This window comes from Pantoea alhagi (genome assembly GCF_002101395.1).
Taxonomy (GTDB): domain Bacteria; phylum Pseudomonadota; class Gammaproteobacteria; order Enterobacterales; family Enterobacteriaceae; genus Mixta; species Mixta alhagi.
Map to the genome: position 1 here is coordinate 2096095 of NZ_CP019706.1, position 18787 is coordinate 2114881.

The 18787-nt window shown below is 55.1% G+C and carries 13 protein-coding genes and 4 tRNA genes; 13 read left to right on the forward strand and 4 right to left on the reverse strand.

What is annotated here, in order from left to right; genetic code table 11:
• Positions 1 to 105 precede the first annotated feature (105 nt).
• Positions 106 to 1083 (forward strand): elongation factor P--(R)-beta-lysine ligase, encoded by a 978-nt coding sequence (epmA, locus tag B1H58_RS09800; RefSeq protein ID WP_085069850.1) that lies wholly within the window; start codon positions 106 to 108, stop codon positions 1081 to 1083.
• Between the two features lie 53 nt (positions 1084 to 1136).
• Here the strand turns inward: epmA and mscM are convergent, their stop codons facing one another.
• The 3 genes from mscM to rsgA form a co-directional block, all read right to left on the reverse strand.
• Positions 1137 to 4463 (reverse strand): miniconductance mechanosensitive channel MscM, encoded by a 3327-nt coding sequence (gene mscM / locus B1H58_RS09805; RefSeq protein ID WP_085069852.1) that lies wholly within the window; start codon positions 4461 to 4463, stop codon positions 1137 to 1139.
• Between the two features lie 9 nt (positions 4464 to 4472).
• Positions 4473 to 5372: an archaetidylserine decarboxylase gene (gene asd, locus B1H58_RS09810; RefSeq protein ID WP_085069855.1), complete on the reverse strand. Its 900-nt coding sequence runs from the start codon at positions 5370 to 5372 to the stop codon at positions 4473 to 4475.
• 110 nt (positions 5373 to 5482) lie between these two features.
• Entirely contained in the window at positions 5483 to 6538 is a 1056-nt protein-coding gene (gene rsgA, locus B1H58_RS09815; RefSeq protein ID WP_085069856.1) for a small ribosomal subunit biogenesis GTPase RsgA, read from the reverse strand.
• Positions 6539 to 6696: 158 nt separating this feature from the next.
• On the opposite strand from rsgA, the gene orn reads away from it, so the two are divergent.
• From orn to B1H58_RS09840, 5 genes are all read left to right on the forward strand, one after another.
• Positions 6697 to 7239, forward strand: coding sequence for an oligoribonuclease (orn, locus tag B1H58_RS09820; protein WP_085069857.1), 543 nt, complete (start codon positions 6697 to 6699; stop codon positions 7237 to 7239).
• 150 nt (positions 7240 to 7389) lie between these two features.
• A tRNA-Gly gene (locus B1H58_RS09825) sits at positions 7390 to 7465 on the forward strand.
• Positions 7466 to 7612: 147 nt separating this feature from the next.
• Positions 7613 to 7688: transfer RNA gene (locus B1H58_RS09830), tRNA-Gly, on the forward strand.
• A 149-nt stretch (positions 7689 to 7837) separates the two neighbouring features.
• Positions 7838 to 7913, forward strand: a tRNA-Gly gene (locus B1H58_RS09835).
• A 149-nt stretch (positions 7914 to 8062) separates the two neighbouring features.
• Positions 8063 to 8138, forward strand: a tRNA-Gly gene (locus B1H58_RS09840).
• Positions 8139 to 9187: 1049 nt separating this feature from the next.
• Here B1H58_RS09840 and queG read toward each other — a convergent pair.
• Complete coding sequence (gene queG, locus B1H58_RS09850) at positions 9188 to 10327, reverse strand: tRNA epoxyqueuosine(34) reductase QueG (protein WP_085069859.1); 1140 nt, start codon at positions 10325 to 10327, stop codon at positions 9188 to 9190.
• Here queG and nnr point away from each other — a divergent pair.
• The 7 genes from nnr to hflX all read left to right on the forward strand — a co-directional run bounded on the left by nnr (position 10326) and on the right by hflX (position 18720).
• Positions 10326 to 11849 carry a bifunctional ADP-dependent NAD(P)H-hydrate dehydratase/NAD(P)H-hydrate epimerase gene (gene nnr, locus B1H58_RS09855; protein WP_085069860.1) on the forward strand — a complete coding sequence of 508 codons (1524 nt, stop codon included), beginning with the start codon at positions 10326 to 10328 and terminating at the stop codon, positions 11847 to 11849. The two genes, queG and nnr, sit on opposite strands and share 2 nt — an antisense overlap.
• Positions 11846 to 12322, forward strand: coding sequence for a tRNA (adenosine(37)-N6)-threonylcarbamoyltransferase complex ATPase subunit type 1 TsaE (gene tsaE, locus B1H58_RS09860; protein WP_085069861.1), 477 nt, complete (start codon positions 11846 to 11848; stop codon positions 12320 to 12322). Before nnr ends, tsaE begins: the two co-directional genes overlap by 4 nt.
• Entirely contained in the window at positions 12322 to 13974 is a 1653-nt protein-coding gene (gene amiB, locus B1H58_RS09865; RefSeq protein WP_418304143.1) for an N-acetylmuramoyl-L-alanine amidase AmiB, read from the forward strand. Before tsaE ends, amiB begins: the two co-directional genes overlap by 1 nt.
• Before the next feature lie 84 nt (positions 13975 to 14058).
• On the forward strand, positions 14059 to 15999 hold the full coding sequence (gene mutL, locus B1H58_RS09870; protein ID WP_085069863.1) for a DNA mismatch repair endonuclease MutL: 1941 nt from the start codon (positions 14059 to 14061) through the stop codon (positions 15997 to 15999).
• Positions 15992 to 16942, forward strand: coding sequence for a tRNA (adenosine(37)-N6)-dimethylallyltransferase MiaA (gene miaA, locus B1H58_RS09875; protein WP_085069864.1), 951 nt, complete (start codon positions 15992 to 15994; stop codon positions 16940 to 16942). Before mutL ends, miaA begins: the two co-directional genes overlap by 8 nt.
• 102 nt (positions 16943 to 17044) lie before the next feature.
• The gene (gene hfq, locus B1H58_RS09880; RefSeq protein ID WP_085069865.1) at positions 17045 to 17359 is read left to right on the forward strand and encodes an RNA chaperone Hfq; all 315 of its coding nucleotides are present in this window, start codon (positions 17045 to 17047) and stop codon (positions 17357 to 17359) included.
• A gap of 80 nt (positions 17360 to 17439) precedes the next feature.
• Positions 17440 to 18720 (forward strand): ribosome rescue GTPase HflX, encoded by a 1281-nt coding sequence (gene hflX / locus B1H58_RS09885; RefSeq protein WP_085069866.1) that lies wholly within the window; start codon positions 17440 to 17442, stop codon positions 18718 to 18720.
• Positions 18721 to 18787 lie beyond the last annotated feature (67 nt).

Genomic DNA, 18787 nt, shown 5'->3' on the forward strand with positions numbered 1-18787 from the left:
CGCTGCGGCAAAAAAGAAAAATAGTCGATTTTATTAGCGCAAATTTGTCTGCCAACGGCGTTACGAGTAGACTGCATCCCCTTGTTTGACTGAGGAGTAAACCCCATGAGCGAGACGGCAAGCTGGCAGCCGAGCGCACCCATCTCTAACCTGTTGAAACGCGCGAAAATCCTTGCGGAAATTCGACGTTTCTTTGCCGATCGCGGCGTACTGGAGGTGGAAACCCCGGCGATGAGTCAGGCAACGGTAACCGATATTCATCTGGTCACCTTCCAGACCCGCTTTGTCGGACCCGGCGCGTCGCAGGGGTTAGATCTCTGGTTAATGACCAGCCCGGAATATCATATGAAACGTCTGCTGGCCGCAGGCAGCGGGCCGATCTACCAGATGGGCCGCAGTTTCCGTAATGAAGAAGCGGGACGCCACCATAATCCGGAGTTCACCATGCTGGAGTGGTATCGCCCGCATTATGATATGTACCGCCTGATGAATGAGGTGGACGATCTGCTACAGCAGGTGCTGGAGTGCCAGCCAGCGGAATCGCTCTCTTATCAGCAGGCGTTTATCCGTCATCTGGAGATTGATCCACTCTCAGCGGATAAGGCACAACTGCGTGAAGTGGCCGAGAAGCTGGGCGTAGGCGATTTAGCGAATGCCGAAGAGGATCGCGATACGCTGCTGCAGCTGCTGTTTATGCTGGGCGTGGAAACGAAGATTGGTCAGGATAAACCCACCTTTATTTACCATTTCCCGGCAACGCAGGCTGCGCTGGCGGAAATCAGCACCGAGGACCATCGCGTCGCGGAGCGGTTTGAAGTCTATTTCAAAGGGATCGAGCTGGCGAACGGCTTCCGTGAACTGACCGATGCGCGCGAACAGCGTCAGCGCTTTGAACAGGATAACCGTCGCCGCGCCGCGCGTGGCCTGCCGCAGCAGCCGATTGACAACAATCTGCTGGCCGCGCTGGAACATGGCATGCCCGCCTGTTCCGGCGTCGCGCTTGGCGTTGATCGTCTGGTAATGCTGGCGCTGAAGGCGGAATCCCTGAGCGAAGTGATTGCTTTCCCGGTTGACCGCTGTTAAACCCATCCGGCAGGCGTGCGTTTAACGCCGCCTGCCGTTAAGCCAGCGATCGGCTACAGCCCGCCCGATTTAAAGGTATGCGAGGCGGGTGAGCCGTTACTGGCTGGGTTCCGCTTCGCCGCCGTCTCCATACGTACCTGGAATGGCGGGAACGGCATCTCAATATCGTGCTCACGGAAGCCCTTCAGGATCAGCTGATGCAGCTCATGACGCAGCGGCATGCGATGCACCATCTCCGCCGCGTGAATACGTAGCTCAAACAGCTGGATGCCCTGCTGCAAATCCACCAGGAACACTTCCGGCACGGGCGTATCCAGCACATAGGAACAGCGTTCGCAGGCGCGTTGCAAAATCGTCGTAACCTGTTCGCTGTCTACGCCCGCTGGCGCAGGCACGGTAAGCACCACGCGCGTTACCGAGTCAGAAAGCGACCAGTTAACAAACTGCTCGGTAATAAACGCCTTATTCGGCACGATAATCTCTTTGCGATCCCAGTCGGTAATGGTGGTTGCACGCGTATTAATGCGCGTAATGCTGCCGGTGAGATCGCGGATGGTCACCGTATCGCCAATGCGAATCGGCTTTTCAAACAGAATAATCAGGCCGGAAATAAAGTTGGCGAATATCTCCTGCAGGCCGAATCCCAGCCCTACGCCCAGCGCCGCCACCAGCCACTGCAGTTTCGACCACTCAATACCGATCATGGAGAAGCCCATCAGGCCGCCAATCAGCAGCAGCAGATATTTGGTCAGCGTGGTAATGGCGTAGCCGGTGCCGGGCGTCAGGTTAAGGTGCTGTAACAGCGCCAGCTCCAGCAGAGCGGGCATGTTACGCACCAGCTGCGTGGTCACAATAAAGATCAGAATCGCGATCAGCACCGAACCCAGCGTAATCGGATGCAGGCTCTCCACGCCCTGTACCGTACTACTAACGTCCCACAGCCGAATATTCTCCAGGAAAGCGAAGGCTGAATGGATTTCAGACCACAGTACTATTACCGAGAGCAGCGCTATCAGCGTCAGTATCGAACGCACCAGCCGCAGCGACTGCGCGCTAATGGCATCGAGGTCGATCACCGGTTCGTCAATCTCGACGACGTCCGCCGTTTGTGCCGTGGTTTCTTCTTCACCGCGCGCGCGTTGCGCCAGCATTTCAGCACGACGCTGACGCGCACGATCAAAGGCGATGCGGCGGCGCTGAATCAGCATCCAGCGGCGAATAATATGGTAAATCACCAGTAGCAGGAACCAGATAGCGACGGAGGTTTCCAGCCGCGCCAGCAGCGCCTGAGCCGTAGCCAGGTAACCGGTGCAGGAGGCGAGCGCCGCCGCCAGCGGAATACAGATCAGGAGATTCCAGAAGATCCGGTTAAGAACGTTATCACCGCTGCCTTCATTATCCAGCCAGAGCGGAATACCGGCGCGTTTCAGGCTGACCGTAACCAGGCTCAGCGCCCCGCAGATCAGAATAAAGCACAGCCGTCCCAGCGTGGCAGAAAACTGGCGATCTTCCAGATTCGCGAAGGTGATCAACAGCATAATCAGCGGAACAATCAGACCGATAGAGAGCGAGTAATAGCGCATCGCGCGCGCGACCCGCAGCTGCGGCCAGCGGAAGTGGACGATAAATAAGCCGTTCGAACGCGCAAAGGCGGCGCTGATCATAAAGGCCCACAGCAGCGGCAGCGTGGCGGTAACGCCATCGCCAATGGCGACCGCCACCGGATAAGGCCAGGCATGTTGCAGGCCAAAACCAAAGGCGGCCCACAGTACCGGTAAGGGCAGGGCAACCAGAATGGACCAGAAAACAGTGCGTAGCGTCAGGGTGAAGTGATCCTGCGTTACTTTGCCCACGCGGCTGGCGGCGCGCGCCAGAAAAGCGTTGTAATGACGGCGCGAGCTGATGCTGAAGCCAACCAGCAGCACGGCACCCAGAATCGGCAACACCGTTTCACGGTTGGTTATCATCATCATCAGCGCGCCGCCCAGCTGGCCCAGCGTATCCAGCGACAGCAGCCTGGTCAGGTCACGCGCCACTTCCAGCGGATAGCTCAGGCTCAGAGGATTGACGTCGGCGGTCCAGAAAAGATAGCGGTGGGTGGCCTCTTTGATTTCACCCAGCGCATCCTCCAGCTGGCTGTTGGCGACCTTCAGCTTGGTAACTTCCAGAATCAGGGTGTCGCAGCCGGAAATCAGCGAGCCGAGCAGCTCCCGTTGGGTTTTGATCTGAGCGTCGAGAATACGGTTCTGCTCACTGGTCAGCGGCTGGCCGTTTTCCTGCTTCAGCTGGCGCAACTGCTGCTGATGGCTGAGCAAGTCTTCATAATGCAGGCGCTGTACGCGTAGCTGCCCCATCTCACTATCCAGCTGCTGCGAAATCGGCATTTCCGGCAGGCGCGCCACCTGGGCGCGCAGCGCCTCGCCAAGTAAATTAGACGCGCCAAGCCACTGCGACTGCTCGCGAATAGTGCTGAGCGCCTGACGTACCTGAATGGTTTGGTTGGTGGCCTGCCGCTGTTGCGAAGCGATCAAATCAAGGCGTTGGGCCTGCTGATTGAGCGCGGCGGAAAGCTCACGGTTAACATGAAACTGCTCGGTGATGGACGCGGGCAGATCGCCGCTGTTTTCCGCCAGTTGTTCGGTACGCGCCAGCGCCAGCTCCGCTTCATGCTGGCGCAGACTGTTTAACTGATTGCGCAGCGCCTGTAGGTAATCATCCAGCTGCTCCGCTTTTTTCTGATGCACTTCGGCGCGCATGCGCGCCAGCTCCTGGCGATTGTTCGCCGACAGCTGTGCCAGCTCTAATTCGTCAACGCGCGCTTTTAACGCCGCCGACTCCGCCTGGCGTGCATAACTTTGTGCCTGAGCGAGGGCGCCCGATGCGGCGGAAGGGGCCTGCAGGGCGCGATCGCTTTCGCTTAGCGCACGACGCGCTTCGGTTTGCTGCTGCGGTAGCTGACCAAGCGAATCACTGATCTCTCTGGCACGATCCTGCTCCTGCTGCGCCTGACGTCCTTCCTCCAGCAGCTGGCTGCTGATTTGCAGGATCTCCTGATCCAGCTCAGCGCTGCTCATCCCGTTGCGTAGCGAGCGCGCACTATCGTTCAGACCGGTAAGCTGCTGTCGCAGTTCACGCGCCAGTTTAGGAAAATCATCAATGACTTGCTGATATTGCTTTGCCCGCTCCAGCGACTCGTTGCGGGCTTCAAGAAAGCTCAACGCTGATTCCAGCGTTTGTATCAGTTCAGCCTGAGCAGGCGTAGAGCGGGCAGATTTCGCCTGCTCCAGCTCCTGACGCACCTGCGCCGCATCAGGCGCGCTGGCGGCGAAGGCGGGCAGGGTGAAAAGCGAGAAGAAAATAAAACAGAGGATCAGGCGCACGCTAGAGTCTTATTGGTGATGTAAAACGGTTTCCGCATCGGTACGCGCCAGAGCCATAGCCATCGGCTGGCCAAGACGCGTTTTGCTTTCAGCTTCCAGGCTTTCTGCCAGCTTAATGCGACCCGGTGCGAACAGATTAATAACAGTTGAGCCAAGCTTAAAGCGGCCCATTTCCTGACCTTTCAGCAGCACCACCGCGCCTTCTGCATCAGCGCCCGGCCAGCTCCAGCGTTTAATCACCCCTTCACGCGGTGGCGTAATGGTGCCTGCCCACGCGGTTTCAATACTGCCAACAATGGTAGCACCAACCAGAATCTGCACCATCGGGCCAAACTCGGTATCGAAATAGCAGATAACGCGTTCGTTACGGGCAAACAGGTTGGGAATATTACGGGCAGTAAGTGGATTTACCGAATAGAGATCGCCCGGCACATAAATCATTTCGCGCAGGATACCGTTGCAGGGCATATGTACGCGGTGATAATCACGCGGCGCAAGGTAAATAGTGGCGAATTCGCCGTCGCGGAACTGAGCCGCCATCTGACGATCGCCTGCCAGCAGCGCTTCCAGAGAGTAATAGTGGCCTTTTGCCTGGAAAATGGTTTCGCCTTCAATATGGCCTAACTGGCTGATGGCGCCGTCGGCTGGCAATACCAGCAGGTTCGGATCGGCATCAATCGGACGCGCTTCATCGCGCAGCGGACGGACAAAAAAGTCATTGAAGGTACGATAGCTGGCGGTATCCGGCTTTTGCGCTTCGGACATATCGACCCGGTAGAACCAGACAAAAATATCGATCACTGCTTTAGTCAGCCAACCGGCACGTTTGCCAGCCGCCCAGCCAGCCAGCTCGGTGAGCCACTTTTTAGGGAGCAGATGAGTCAGGCCGAGTTTAATTGAATCCAACACGTTAGCCTCCTGGCTTAATCACAATCACACGACGTTGAAGAAAAAGGGGGCGAATTGTAGCAGCGACAGCCCGTTTAGGCTAACGCGCCGATGATGCCATAATGGCAGCATTAGTCTTCGCTGTTACCAAAGTTTTTACGCGTTTTTACCTGCGCCATGCTCTCCAGAATGCGGTGATAATTTTCGAAGCGGGATGTATGAATCATCCCGTTTTCCACGGCTTCACGGATTGCGCAGCCTGGATCGTTATCATGCTTGCAGTCACGGAATTTGCAGCCGCCTAAAAACGCACGGAATTCGACAAAACCCTGAGTAATTTGTTCCGGCTCCAGATGCCACAGGCCGAACTCGCGCACGCCGGGCGAGTCAATCACGTCGCCGCCATGCGGGAAATGGTACAGGCGCGCGGCGGTGGTGGTGTGCTGGCCTAATCCGGAGACGTCAGAGACATCATTGGTCAGGATCGTTTGATCGATCAATTCCAGACCGAGTAGCGCGTTAAGCAGGCTCGATTTCCCCACGCCCGACTGACCGGCGAAAATACTGATCTGACCGGTTAGCGCGGCTTCAAGATCGGCAAGGCCCGATTTTTCATAGCTGGAAACCATCAGCACGCGATAGCCGATATGGCGATAAATATCCATCTGCTGATTGACAAAGGCGCGGCCTTCATCATCCAGCAGATCGGTTTTATTCAGCACCAGCACCGGTTCAATACCGAGCGTTTCACTGGCGACCAGATAACGATCGATAATATTCAGCGACAGTTCAGGCACGATAGCGGAAACGATAATAATCTGATCAATATTGGCCGCGATGGGTTTGACGCCGTCATAAAAATCGGGACGCGTCAGCACCGTACGCCGCTCATGTACCGCTTCAACAATGCCTTTTACCGTTGCGCCGCCTTCGACGCCAGGACGCCAGAGAACACGATCGCCGGTAACCAGAGAGCGAATGGTGCGGCGAATATTGCAGCGGTGAACCTCTCCCGCGCTATCTTCCACGTCCGCATGCATGCCGAAGCGGCTAATGACAATGCCGTCCTGCGCTTCACCAAACAGGCTGTCATCTGGTTCAGGCTTATCCGCACGCTGTTTTAATCGACGTTCGTGGTTGGCGTTAACGCGACGCTGCTGGCCTTTAGACAGTTTATTTTTACTCACTCTTCCTCACAGGGATTCCGACGGTTTCGCCTTGTCAGGCAAAACGTCTATGATACACCCTGGGCTGAATTACGGCGAGCGACGCGGCGCGGCTTTGCGCGGTCTCTTGCCGTTCAGCCTGATAAACCAGACTGAGACTGCCAACTGCGGGATAAAACATGGGAAATGAAAACAACCTTATCTGGATCGACCTGGAAATGACCGGGCTGGATCCGGAACGCGATCGTATTATTGAAATTGCGACGCTGGTAACGGATGCCAATTTAAATATCCTGGCGGAAGGGCCAGTGCTGGCGGTGCATCAGAGCGCGGAGCAACTGGCGCTGATGGATGAATGGAATGTGCGCACCCATACGCAAAGCGGGCTGGTGGAGCGCGTCAAGGCAAGTGAATATGGCGATCGCGAGGCGGAGCTGGCTACGCTTGAGTTTCTGCGTCAGTGGGTACCAGCTAACGCTTCGCCGATTTGCGGCAACAGCATTGGGCAGGATCGTCGCTTCCTGTTTAAATATATGCCAGAGCTGGAAGCCTATTTTCACTACCGTTATCTGGATGTCAGCACGCTGAAAGAGCTGGCGCGACGCTGGAAGCCAGAAATTCTGGCGGGCTTTAAAAAAGCAGGCACCCATCAGGCGCTGGAAGACATTCGTGAATCAGTAGCGGAACTGGCCTACTACCGCAGCCATTTTTTACAGCTGTAGCGCCAGGATCGGATAAAAAAGCGGCATTTCGCCGCTAAAATCAGCAAATGCATCGAAAGCGCAAATTTTTGCCCTCAAGGGCTTGCAGGGCAAAAGTTTTCTCGTATAATGCGCTCCCCGTACCGATGAAGATTTTAATCGGCTACGCAGGCGGGAATAGCTCAGTTGGTAGAGCACGACCTTGCCAAGGTCGGGGTCGCGAGTTCGAGTCTCGTTTCCCGCTCCAGATTTGAAGGGTGTTGAAAAAACACAACGTATCCTGGTCAGGATTTTGGGTTGCAGCAGAACGGCAACGGAACGAACTCAGGAACTTACTGAAGTAAGGGACTGTGGTAAGTGAAGAGAGCCAGCGCAGCCTGAAGAAAAAGATTATGCGGGAATAGCTCAGTTGGTAGAGCACGACCTTGCCAAGGTCGGGGTCGCGAGTTCGAGTCTCGTTTCCCGCTCCAGTTTTGAAAGGTGTTGAAAAAACACAACGTATTCTGGTCAGTATTTTGGGTTGCAGCAGAGCGGCTACGGAACAAACCATCAGAAACTTACTGAAGTAAGCGACTGTGGTAAGTGAAGAGAGCCAGCACAGCCTGAAAAAAAAGATTATGCGGGAATAGCTCAGTTGGTAGAGCACGACCTTGCCAAGGTCGGGGTCGCGAGTTCGAGTCTCGTTTCCCGCTCCAGATTTGAAAGGTGTTGAAAAAACACAACGTATCCTGGTCAGTATTTTGGGTTGCAGCAGGGCGGCTACGGAACAAACCATCAGAAACTTACTGAAGTAAGCAATCGGGGTAAGTGAAGAGAGCCAGCACAGCCTGAAAAAAAAGATTATGCGGGAATAGCTCAGTTGGTAGAGCACGACCTTGCCAAGGTCGGGGTCGCGAGTTCGAGTCTCGTTTCCCGCTCCAGTTTCATCATCGGTTTACCTCCTTTTATCCTTATCTTCCCTGCTATTGTCTTATCCCTGTTTTGTCGTTGTGTTTCCGTCACCGTTTCTCCTGTACGATTTCATCTGCTTTAAAGCACATCTCACGTCTCTTTTTGCTGCCGCCGTGCATGGTTCGCGCTGAAAAACGTTATGCGTTATCCCGGCCGCATCGCATAAAACATACCGTTTACGCACTGATTGTCCCTTAAGCCAGCGCAGCCGTCTTCAGGCAAACCGGCTGCCACGCAGCCAGCAAGAAGGGATTCTAAACGGTTCGCCAGATCCTGGCCGACGGTTCAGCCAAACACCCCTGCTGTAACCAGCATGGGATTATCCAGCGGCTCGGGGCTTTTCAACGGCTAAAAAACCACAACATCAACGGCGAATTCGGCCAGGAAAGTGGAGAATGTATCCACAGTGAAGCGGGAAAAAATAATTTTTAAACGCTGGTTTTTTATTTTGATACAGGCATTTTTTTAACGGAAGTATCCTGGAGTAATAAGGGATCTCCTGTCTGGCAATGGAAAAAATGGCAGGTTGAATATTGCCAGGGAAAAGGGCTTGTATTTGCCTGGCAATACGTCCATAATCCGTGCCCTCTTCAGTACCAGCGAAGAGCACGGATTCATTTTCACCAGTGCTATACCGCCGCCTTTGGGTGAGATTCATTCGCAGTGAAAGGGTATCAGGCTACTCACTATCCTTATCTGTAAGAATGATGGTTTCCTCATTCATAAGGGATAATGTTATCCACAGCGGTAAGCGGCGTCAGGCAAGCCACAACGCAAGAAGTCAAATCTGTTTAAACAGACTTATCCACAGGATAGGTTTCTCTTCACTTACATGAAGCTATTATTGTTTGCTTACAATATTCTCATAACTATTTGAAATACAGGAATATGATAATATTTCAATTTGTTATGTTGGCCGCTTGCGCTTCTTGTTTCAGTTGAATGACAACGACTTTTTATTTTTATTCACAGCTTGTGGAAAAGTCATTGCGCTTAACGTGGGTGATTATATAAGCAGTTATGCATCACGCGGCAATCCCTTTTCAATGGCGCGCACCAGGCGTTTTTGCTGCGGTCGCTGCACTTCAATAGCATTTTCTGCCCGTTTAATCTTTTGCTGCTCCAGCGCCCAGTGAATATGCTCATCCAGCATAGGATTTTCGCCCAGACGGCTGGAAAGCGCCGCGATATTTTCCGTATCCCAGGGCGCATTGCCCAGCGCGACGGCGATATTACGTAGCCAGCGTAGATGCCCGATACGGCGAATTGCCGAGCCTTCCGTAACACGCAAAAATTTTGCCTCATCCCAGGCAAAAAGCTCGGTTAACGGCGGCGCATGCAATGCGGCGCGCGGGCTAAAGTCATCCTCATCGCTTAACTGACCGAAACGATTCCACGGACAAATCAGCTGGCAATCATCGCAGCCGTAAATACGATTGCCGATAAGTGGGCGAAACGCTTCCGGGATCGCACCTTCCAGCTCAATGGTCAGGTAAGAGATGCAGCGGCGCGCATCGACCACGTAAGGTTCAACAATCGCGCCGGTTGGGCAAGTGGTGATGCAGGCGACGCAGCGGCCACACTGTTCTTCCTGAGGGCGATCGACCGGCAGCGGCAAATCGATCAGCAGCTCGCCAAGGAAAAACCAGGAGCCCGCTTCGCGGTTAAGAATAAGTGAGTGCTTACCTGTCCAGCCGAGCCCTGCTTTGGCCGCCAGCGGGCGTTCCAGAATTGGTGCTGAATCAACAAACGGGCGAAAATTAACCGTTTCGCAGCGTTCACGTATTAAATCGCCAAGCTTTTTCAGTCGATTGCGTAATACTTTGTGATAGTCGCGGCCTAAAGCGTAGCGGCTGACATAACCCAGACGGGGATTTTTTAGCGTGCTGGCAAAGGCGGCTTTTGCCGGCAAATAATTCATCCGCACGCTAATTACGCGCAGGGTGCCAGGCAGCAGTTCATGCGGGCGGGCGCGCATCATGCCATGCCGCGCCATCCATTCCATCTCGCCATGATACTGCTTATCCAGCCAGGCCTGCAGACGCGGCTCTTCCAGGCTGAGATCGGTATCGCAAATGCCGACCTGCTGAAAGCCGAGCGACAGTCCCCACTGTTTTATATCCTGAGCAAGCTGTTGAAGATCGAGAGGGTGTGACATGACTGACCATACTGAGAGAGAAAACGTCCACAGTTTACCACACTCCGTCTGGCCTGCGCAGGCGCTGCGTCAGCTGGAAACCGAAGGCGCTGATCATCTTGGGATCACGCTTTATGAACTGATGCTGCGCGCCGGTAGCGCCGCTTTTGATACGGTTCGCCAACGGTGGCCGCACGCCAGACACTGGCTAATATTATGCGGGCAGGGGAATAACGGCGGCGATGGCTATGTTATTGCGCGACTGGCGCAGGCGGCAGGCTGTCAGGTGACGCTGCTGGCCTGCGAAAGCAGCCGTCCGCTGCCGGAAGAGGCACAAAGTGCGCGAGCCGGCTGGCTGGAAGCGGGCGGGGAAATTCATGCGGCGGAGGCTATCTGGCCAGAGCAGGTGGATATTATTGTTGATGCGCTGCTTGGTACCGGACTGAATCGTGCGCCCGCTGCGCCTTACGATGCGTTGATTGAGAAGGCGAACCGGCATCCGGCACCGATATTTTCTGTGGATATGCCTTCCGGGCTGGTCGCGACCAATGGCAGCGCGCCGGGCGCAGTGATTGAAGCCGCCATGACGCTGACGCTGGTGGCGCTTAAGCCCGGCCTGCTTACCGGCAAAGCGCGCGACTATGTCGGTGAATTGCATTATCACGCGCTGGGGCTGGAAGAGTGGCTTAGCGGCCAGCAGGCGCCAATGGCACGCTACGATGCGCCATTCCTGCCCCACTGGCTCCAGCCGCGTCGTCCAACATCCCATAAAGGCGACCATGGACGCCTGCTCATCGTGGGCGGCGATCGTGGAACGGCAGGAGCGATTCGCATGACCGCAGAAGCGGCTTTACGCACCGGCGCGGGTTTAGTGCGAGTACTTACTCACAAGGACAATATTATTCCCATTCTTGGCGCACGCCCGGAGATTATGGTTGATGAGCTAACGGATGAGGCGCTACAGCAACAGCTGGAATGGGCCGATGTCATTGTTATCGGACCTGGTCTGGGCCAGAAAGAGTGGGGTAAAAAAGCCCTCAGCCAGGTAGAAAATTCTCAGAAACCGATGCTGTGGGATGCTGACGCACTTAACCTGCTGGCATTCAATCCCGATAAACGTCAGAATCGCATCATTACGCCTCACCCCGGTGAAGCAGCGCGGTTGCTGAATCTGAAAACCACAGAAATTGAAAGTGACCGCTTACTTGCAGCTCAGCGTCTGGTGAAACGCTATGGCGGTGTCGTGGTCCTGAAAGGCGCAGGCACCATTATTGCCAGCGAGAGCGGAGAAATGGCGTTTGCCGATGTGGGAAATGCCGGCATGGCTTCGGGCGGTATGGGCGATGTTTTGTCGGGCATTATTGGCGCACTGTGCGGGCAGCATTTGACGCTGTATGATGCTGCCTGTGCGGGCTGTGTCGTACATGGAGCGGCAGCGGATGCTGTGGCGGCGCGCGTTGGCACGCGCGGTATGTTAGCCACTGACCTGTTTTCCGAGCTGTATCAATTCGTTAATCCTGAGATGTTAAACAATAAAGCATGAATACCTGTGTTATCACATTGCCTGACGAGGCGGCAACCCTCGCTCTGGGCGCCCATCTGGCCCGCGCCTGCGACAGCGCGGCGGTCATCTATCTTTATGGCGATTTAGGGGCAGGGAAAACCACCTTTAGTCGCGGCTTTTTACAGGCGTCAGGTCATCAGGGTAATGTCAAAAGCCCTACCTATACGCTGGTTGAGCCTTATCAGCAGCTTGTCCGGCCGGTTTATCATTTCGATCTTTATCGTCTGGCCGATCCGGAAGAACTGGAGTTTATGGGCATTCGCGACTATTTCGCAGGCGATGCCATCTGTCTGGTGGAGTGGCCACAGCAGGGCGCTGGCGTGTTGCCTGAGCCCGATCTCTCTTTGACGTTAAGCTACGTTAATCAGGCGCGCGAGGCGGCGCTGGTGGCGCATTCACCGCTGGGAGAACGCCTGATTTCACAGGTGTTAAACCATAAGGATCCCGCATAATGGCACGCATCAAGGTTATGCTGTTGATGCTGCTGTGCCTGTTATCCTGTACCACGCTGGCAGCTAACCTGTCCGATATTCAGGTATCGAACGGTAACACTCAGGCCACGATAACCCTTAGCTTTAACGGGCAGCCGGTCTACGGCTTTTTCCCGCTGCATAACCCGGATCGCGTGGTGCTGGATATTCGTCAGTCCGGCGTGATCAAAGGTTTGCCGCTTAATTTTAGTGGCGATAACCTGGTCAGGCGCATCCGCACCAGCCAGCCCAAAGATAACCAGAGCATTCGGCTGGTATTTGAATTGACGCAGCGCGGCAAAACCCGCGCATCCACGCAGCGCGACGGCAATAATTATAAAGTGGTATTTACCATTACCGGCAAGCCAGTCGCCGTTACGCCTGCGCCGGTCAGCAGCGCCTCACGATCTCGCCCTCAGCCAACCGCACCGGCGCATAATCCCTTTGACGGCAATAAAGTAACGGCGGTATCCAACTCCAACAGTCGCGTTTCGCCGGGCCAGAGCAACAGCGTTTCCAGCGATACGGTGATTGTCGCCATTGATGCCGGACATGGCGGTCAGGATCCGGGCGCTATTGGCATGAACGGCCTGAAAGAGAAAAACGTTACTATCGCTATCGCCCGCAAACTAAAAGCGATGCTTAATGACGATCCGATGTTTAAGGGCGTGTTAACCCGTGATGGCGACTACTTTATCTCGGTGATGGGGCGTTCCGACGTGGCGCGTAAGCAAAACGCCAATCTGTTGGTATCCATTCACGCGGATGCCGCACCGAACCGCAGCGCACGCGGCGCTTCAGTTTGGGTGCTGTCAAACCGACGTGCCAACAGCGAAATGGCCAACTGGCTGGAGCAGCATGAGAAGCAGTCGGAACTGTTGGGCGGAGCGGGCGATTTGCTGGCCAACAGCCAGGCAGATCCCTATCTGAGCCAGGCGGTGCTGGATCTGCAGTTCGGCCATTCGCAGCGCGTTGGTTACGATGCGGCGACCAAAGTGATTCAACAGCTACAGCAGGTAGGGGCGCTGCATAAACGCCGCCCTGAGCATGCCAGCCTTGGTGTACTGCGCTCGCCGGATATTCCGTCACTGCTGGTTGAGACGGGCTTTATCAGTAACCCTTCGGAGGAACGCCTGCTGGGCAGCAGTGCGTATCAGGAGAAGATTGCCAGGTCGATTTACCGTGGCCTGCGTAATTATTTCCTGGCGCATCCGTTACAATCTGTCCCAAAGCAGGAAAACCGACCGTTGGTGTCCTCAACGGCGGTTGAAGCAGAAGCGAACAGCAGCTCCCCGTTAAGCTATAGCGGCCCGGTAATGCGTCATGTGGTAAAGCGTGGCGAGACCTTGTCCGGTATTGCGGCGCACTATGGCGTTTCGATGAGCACGTTGACGCAGCTGAACAAGCTTAAAAAACAGAGCGTTTGGGTAGGGCAGCGGCTTAAAGTACCGGCCAGCGGTACGGTAAGCGCAGCGGCAAACCGTGGTCCGCTGCGTCATAAAGTGGTGCGCGGTGACTCTCTGACCGCTATCGCGGTACACTATGGCGTCAGCGCGCAGGCTATTATGCAGGCCAACAATATGAAGTCGACTAACGTTATGCTGGGGCAAACGCTGAAAATCCCCGCCTCCTGATAACAGCCTTGCCGCCGCAACTTTGTTTCTCGCCAGCCTCTACGGAGGCTGGCACCATTTCCGCCCGATTAAGGATACTGCGCTATGCCCATTCAGATCCTGCCTCCTCAGTTGGCTAACCAGATTGCCGCCGGTGAAGTGGTTGAACGCCCTGCGTCGGTGGTGAAAGAACTGGTGGAGAACAGCCTTGATGCTGGCGCCACGCGCATTGATATTGATATAGAAAAAGGCGGCGCAAAGCTGATCCGCATCCGTGATAATGGCTGCGGCATCGATAAGGAAGAGCTGGCTATGGCGCTGGCGCGTCACGCCACCAGTAAAATTACTTCGCTGGATGATTTAGAAGCGATCATGAGCCTCGGCTTTCGCGGCGAGGCGCTGGCCAGTATTAGCTCGGTGTCACGTCTGACGCTAACCTCGCGCACCGCCGATCAAAACGAAGCCTGGCAGGCGTATGCGGAAGGGCGTGATATGACGGTAACGGTAAAACCGGCAGCGCATCCGGTCGGTACTACGCTGGAAGTGCTCGATCTCTTCTACAATACGCCCGCCCGACGCAAGTTCCTGCGTACAGAGAAAACCGAGTTTACCCATATCGATGAAGTGGTGCGCCGGATTGCGCTGGCGCGCTTTGATATCGCCATTTCCCTGACGCACAACGGTAAACTGGTGCGACAGTATCGTGCGGCGACCCAGGAGAGCCAGCAGCTGCGGCGTCTGGGCGCAATCTGCGGCGCAACCTTTATGGAACATGCGCTGAAAATAGAGTGGCAGCATGACGATTTAATTCTGCGCGGCTGGGTTGCCGATCCGGCTGGCGCACGTCAGATCAGCGAGCTGCAGTACTGTTATGTAAATGGCCGCATGATGCGCGATAAGCTAATCAATCATGCGATCCGCCAGGCCTATCAGGAAAAGATAAGCGGAGAGCACCAGCCCGCCTATGTGCTCTATCTGCATATCGATCCTCATCAGGTTGATGTGAATGTGCATCCTGCCAAGCATGAGGTACGTTTCCACCAGTCACGCCTGGTACATGATTTTATCTATCAGGGCGTGATTTGCGCTTTACAGGAAAGCGGGGCGGAAAGTCTGCCGTTAGCTGCAGAATCAGAGACGCAGCCGCGCTGGCAGCCGGAGAATCGCCCGGCAGCGGGCGGTAACCATTTCTCCAGCCCGCCTGCGACGCCAGTGACAGTACGTCCGCCAACACAGCTGTCGTCGCGTCACCTTGCTCCCCCGGCGGAGCACCACGCCGGGCAACCGGCAGGGGCCGCTGCGCGTGAGACCAGCGGCGGCGGAACAGCGCACGCCGGCGGCGGCCCGTCAGGCTGGCCGCAGCAGCAGCCGGGCTATCAAAAGCGCGAAGGCGCGCTTTACCAGCAACTGCTGCAAACGCCAGCACCCCGGACAGAAGACGCCGCGCCTGTCACATCGCCTGCGGCGGGCCCGGCACCCTTACCCGCGCATAGCCAAAGCCTGGGACGACTACTCACCGTGCTGCATGATTGCTATGCGGTGGTGGAGCGTCAGGGCGGGCTGGCTCTGGTGGCATTGCCCGTTGCGGCGCGCTGGCTAAGGCAGGCTCAGCTGGAGCCGGGAACGGAAGGATTGAAACCGCAGCCGCTGCTGATTCCGGTGCGGCTAAAGCTGGCTGCGCCAGAGCGTCAGGCGATGCAGCAGCGTACCGAATTGTTGCAACAGTTTGGTATTGATTTGCAAAGTGATGGACAGCATGTGACTCTGCGCGCGGTGCCTTTACCTTTGCGCCAACAAAATTTACAAAACTTGATTCCAGAACTGTTAGGCTATCTCGCCCGTCAGCAGGTAATTTCTTCAGGCCAGCTTGCACAATGGCTGGCACGACAGGCTGAAGCAGAGCTTACGCCCTGGAATCACTCGCGGGCGATTGCGCTGCTGGCGGAAGTCGAACGGCTTTGTCCGGCGCTATTAAAATCGCCGCCTCCGGGTTTATTACAACCGATCGACACAGAAACGGCGTTAAGCGCTCTGAAGCATGAGTGAAAGTGAAATGGCGGGCCGGCCTAAGGCTATTTTTCTGATGGGGCCAACGGCCTCTGGCAAGACAGCGTTAGCGATGTCGCTACGTCAACGCTTGCCGGTTGAGCTGATTAGCGTGGATTCTGCTCTGATTTACCGTGGTATGGATATTGGCACTGCCAAGCCCACTGCGGAAGAGCTGGCACTGGCGCCTCATCGTCTGCTGGACATTCGCGATCCGTTGGAGGCCTACTCGGCTGCTGACTTTCGGCGTGATGCGCTGGCGGAAATGGCGGATATCGTTTCAAAAGGACGAATTCCGTTGCTTGTTGGTGGAACCATGCTCTATTTCAAAGCGCTACTGGAAGGATTGTCGCCGTTGCCCTCGGCCGATCCGGAAGTACGCGAACGCATAGAGCAAGCGGCGCGTGAACAGGGTTGGGACACACTGCATCGTCAGTTATGTGAGATCGATCCCGTTGCTGGTGCTCGTATTCATCCGAATGATCCCCAGAGACTCTCGCGAGCACTGGAAGTTTTTTTCATTTCGGGTAAAACTTTAACGGAACTGACGAAAACTGCGGGTGAGGCCTTGCCTTACGATGTGGTTCAGTTTGCTATCGCTCCGGCGAGCCGTGAATTATTGCATCAGCGTATTGCGTTACGTTTTGAGCAAATGCTGGCTTCAGGTTTTGAAGCGGAAGCGCGTGCGCTGTTTGCACGAGGAGATTTGCATACGGATTTGCCTTCCATTCGTTGTGTTGGTTATCGCCAGATGTGGTCATACCTTGAAGGCGACATTAATTACGACGAAATGGTTTATCGGGGAATTTGCGCCACCCGGCAACTCGCGAAGCGCCAGATTACCTGGCTTAGAGGCTGGCAGAATGTTCACTGGCTTGACAGCGAACATCCAGAGCTGGCTCTCAGCAAGGTATTACAGGTTCTTGGTGCGAAGCTTGGGTGAATGTGTACAATTGAACCGTTATCGTGCGCAAATTTTTTTACGCAGTATTTAGAGCCGTAGGGTTCTCAGTAATAAACAACAAGCATATAAGGAAAAGATAGAATGGCTAAGGGGCAATCATTACAAGACCCGTTCCTGAACGCACTGCGTCGCGAGCGTGTTCCGGTTTCAATTTATTTGGTGAATGGTATCAAACTGCAAGGTCAAATTGAGTCTTTCGATCAGTTTGTTATTTTGTTGAAAAATACGGTAAGCCAGATGGTGTATAAGCACGCTATCTCCACCGTTGTCCCGTCCCGTGCAGTCTCCCATCATAGCAACAATGCAGGTGGCAGCAGCAGCAACTATCATCACGGCGGCAATAATCAGGCAGCGCAACCGCAGCCACAACAGCAAGACGGTGACAGCGCTGAGTAAGCATTTTCATCGTTCTGCCAAAACGGGGAATGCATTAATGACCTTCCCCGTTTTGGTCAATCTATTAGAGAGGTTTAAGCTTGTTTGACCGTTATGATGCCGGTGAGCAGGCCGTACTGGTACACATCTGGTTCTCGCAAGACAAAGAGACGGAAGACCTGCAAGAATTTGAAACGCTGGTCTCTTCCTCAGGCGTCGAAGCGCTGCGCGTGATAACCGGTAGCCGCAAAGCGCCACATCCCAAATATTTTGTCGGTGAAGGTAAAGCTGTCGAAATTGCTGAAGCGGTGAAAGAGACCGGAGCGTCAGTGGTGCTGTTCGATCATGCTTTGTCACCCGCTCAGGAACGTAATCTTGAGCGTCTATGCGAATGCCGTGTGCTGGACCGCACGGGATTGATTCTGGATATTTTTGCCCAGCGCGCCCGCACTCACGAAGGTAAATTACAGGTAGAGCTGGCTCAGCTTCGCCATCTCGCTACGCGTCTGGTACGTGGCTGGACCCACCTTGAACGTCAAAAAGGGGGGATAGGCCTGCGCGGACCGGGTGAAACCCAATTAGAAACTGACCGTCGGTTGCTACGTAATCGTATCAGTCAGATTTTGTCGCGCCTGGAACGCGTAGAAAAACAGCGTGAACAGGGGCGTCAGGCACGTGCCAAAGCGGATATTCCAACGGTTTCGTTGGTGGGCTATACCAACGCCGGAAAATCCACGCTGTTTAATATCGTCACCTCTGCGAATGTTTATGCCGCCGACCAGCTATTCGCTACTCTCGATCCAACGCTGCGCCGTATCGACGTTGCCGATGTGGGCGAGGTGGTTCTGGCCGATACGGTAGGCTTTATCCGTCATCTGCCGCATGACCTGGTCGCAGCCTTTAAAGCGACGCTGCAGGAAACGCGCGAAGCAACGCTACTGCTGCATGTTATCGATGCTGCCGATGTCCGGCTCGATGAAAATATCGAAGCGGTAGTGGCGGTGCTGGAAGAGATCGAAGCCGATGATATTCCCGTACTGCAGGTAATGAACAAGATCGATATGCTGGACGGCTTTGAGCCGCGCATCGATCGCAACGATGAAAACCAGCCGGTTCGGGTCTGGCTCTCTGCCCAAACGGGCGTAGGTTTGCCGCTGCTGTTTCAGGCGCTGACCGAACGGCTCTCTGGTGAAATCGTACAGCAGCAGCTGCGTTTGCCTCCTGAACTGGGACGTTTGCGTAGCCGTTTTTACCAGCTGCAGGCAATTGAGAAAGAATGGAATGAAGAGGATGGCAGCGTAAGTATAATGATACGCATGCCCATTGTTGACTGGCGCCGCCTGTGCAAACAGGAACCGACGCTGGTGGATTATATTGTTTGAATGATGTTGCCTGAGAGGCGTATCCCGGACTGGGATACCACCGCACACACAATAAATGGAGTATAAA